This is a genomic window from Carboxydothermus pertinax (assembly GCF_001950255.1).
In the GTDB taxonomy this organism is placed as follows: Bacteria; Bacillota; Z-2901; order Carboxydothermales; family Carboxydothermaceae; genus Carboxydothermus; species Carboxydothermus pertinax.
Genome location: NZ_BDJK01000045.1, coordinates 1 through 2,325, shown reverse-complemented (window position 1 = coordinate 2,325; position 2,325 = coordinate 1). Strand labels below are relative to the sequence as shown.

At 43.5% G+C, this 2,325-nt stretch carries 2 protein-coding genes and 1 pseudogene; all 3 read right to left on the bottom strand.

Translation table 11 applies throughout. From position 1 onward, the window contains the following. Positions 1 to 394, bottom strand: a 394-nt coding sequence (locus tag cpu_RS14005) for a magnesium chelatase domain-containing protein (protein ID WP_305764300.1), incomplete at its 3' end; no start/stop codon positions are given. Positions 395 to 679: 285 nt separating this feature from the next. After that, positions 680 to 1,117: an ExeA family protein gene (locus cpu_RS09685; protein ID WP_075859805.1), complete on the bottom strand. Its 438-nt coding sequence runs from the start codon at positions 1,115 to 1,117 to the stop codon at positions 680 to 682. 36 nt (positions 1,118 to 1,153) lie between these two features. Next, positions 1,154 to 2,325 (bottom strand): annotated as a pseudogene (locus cpu_RS09675) (transposase); the annotation flags it as partial.

Sequence of the window (2,325 nt, the reverse complement as noted above, 5' to 3'; positions counted from 1 at the left end):
GAATTTTTCCCCGCACCGCTAATACCGAAGGTAGGACTCCATCTACCTCCCGCACCTGACCTTCCAACGAGAGTTCCCCTAAAAAGATGTAGGGTGATAGGTCAGCATTTAACTGTTCGCTTGCTGCCAAAATCCCGAGAGCTATCGGTAAATCAAAGTGGGAGCCTTCTTTTTTTAAATCGGCGGGGGCAAGGTTTATTGTTATCCTGGCGATGGGAAAATCAAACCCGGAATTTTTTATCGCCGATTTTACCCGCTCCCGGGCTTCCTTGACCGCCGTATCGGGAAGGCCCACTACCTCCATCCCCGGAAGCCCGCGGTTAATGTCCACCTCCACCTCTACTATTTCTCCATTAATGCCGTTTAAGGCAATCGTATGTACTTTAGAAAGCATTCAAATTCCCCTTTTGCCATTTTTGTTTCTTATTCGGCATATTTCAAAAAATTCCTCTAAAAAGAAAAAATCCTGCTTGAAAAAGCAGAATGGAAGGTTTCAAGGGCTAACAAAAATTTTTTTGATAATTAAAATGGACAAAATTTTAAATGAAAAATTCCCGCTAAATAAAAAAAATCCCCAATGGCATATGGGGAAAAATCTTTGCAATATTGGGAAATATCCTCTTGCAAAAAACAGCCAATGGCCAGGCAGTTTTTATACTGCCTGGCCATTGGCATAATTTTATACAGAAAATTCATTTTCAATTACTACCTTGACCATACGGTCATCAATAAGCCGTTTCTGTTCGGCTGCAGCTGCCATTAGACAAGCAATGCACAGGTTATTGATTTTCCGGGCAATACCCCCGGCATACTCATAGACCATATCCAGGGCATCATCGGTAAAAATTGTTGAACTTGCCCCGGCTGTCCTGAGATGGTGGGCCACATAGCCTTTTGCTTCCTCCCGTTCCATGGGAGGAAGGTGGTAGCGAAGGTTAATCCTCTGAGCAATAGCTTCGTAGACCTGAAGTTGTAAGATACGGCGCAGTTCTGGCTGCCCTACCAGAATTAGACTCATTGGATTATACGAATCCATGCGAAAATTCAAAAGAAAGCGTATTTCTTCAAGCATTTCCCGGTCAAGGAGATGAGCTTCATCCACAATAACTACTGGTATTTTCTGTTGATTTTCAACTGATGGCAGCTGACGTTTTTACTTACCCCCTTCCAGCTGGCGGAAGGGTATAGCCCCTAATTTTCGCCGGCGGCGTTCAATACTTCTTTCTTCAAGTACTGTTAAGAGGCGGGAAGTTTTTGGTGTTTTATCTTCTTGCTCTTTTTTATTTTTTGCAGCAAGGTTGTTGTATTCCTGGATAACCAAAGGCTTAGCTAGTCCCTGCTTTTGACCATTGTACCAGAACTCGATACTTTCTAAGTCAAAAGGGTCGTAACGGAGATCAACAGTTTTTCGTATCCATTCCAAACCAATTTCATAAAACCGTCCTTCAAGTTTGATACATCCTGTTTTATCTACTCGGCGACTTGCTTCCCAGAGGAAAGCGTCCCTGCATTCTTCAAGAGGCTTACAAACCGTAAACGCCGGGTATCCTTCTGGAAACGGTTAGCCGGAGTTTCGTTTTCTAAAGAGCTGTGCGGGTGGTGGTTATAACCTTCTTCAACCCAAACAGCAAAAGCCTGGTTAAGTTCTGCCAGGGTCTTAGGTTGTTGCAGTTCTATTTCGGCTATAAAAGACTCAACGGTGCGGTTAAACCTTTCAATTTTCCCCTTAGATTCAGGTGAATATGGCTTAGTATTAATTGGCCTTATCCCGAGCTTGGCACAACCCAAACGAAACCAGCGAGAAACAAAAATCTTGCCATTATCTACATATACCGCATCCGGGATTCCTCGTTTCAAGATGGCTTTACGAAAACAATCTTCTAAAACTGGCCTTCTTTGGTCAAGATAAAACTCTCCATGACAAAGAAGACGAGTAGCATCATCGATAAATGCCACTAAATAAGTTCGCACTTTGCGTTTGGGATTCTTTGGATGCGGTAGATACGGCCCATATTTGATATCCGCCTGCCAGAGGCGATTACGCTGTTCTTTGGCAAAACGCCTGTGCCCTGATATCTTTTGCTTAGCTTCCTTCTGGGTTAGACCTAAACGAGAAAGATGCCTTCCAAGGGTAGACCGGGCTAACATTCCTGTCGGAACTTTCTTTTCTCCTTCTAAAATCGCTATAATTTGGCTTACACTCCGTTCCGGAAGTTCATCCTTAAGTTTTACCGCCTCTTCGATTGTTTCGTGGCTTATAGTACGACTGCTTCCATTATCAGACCGGATTTTTGGCATAAGACCAATTAAACCCTGCTGGCGGTA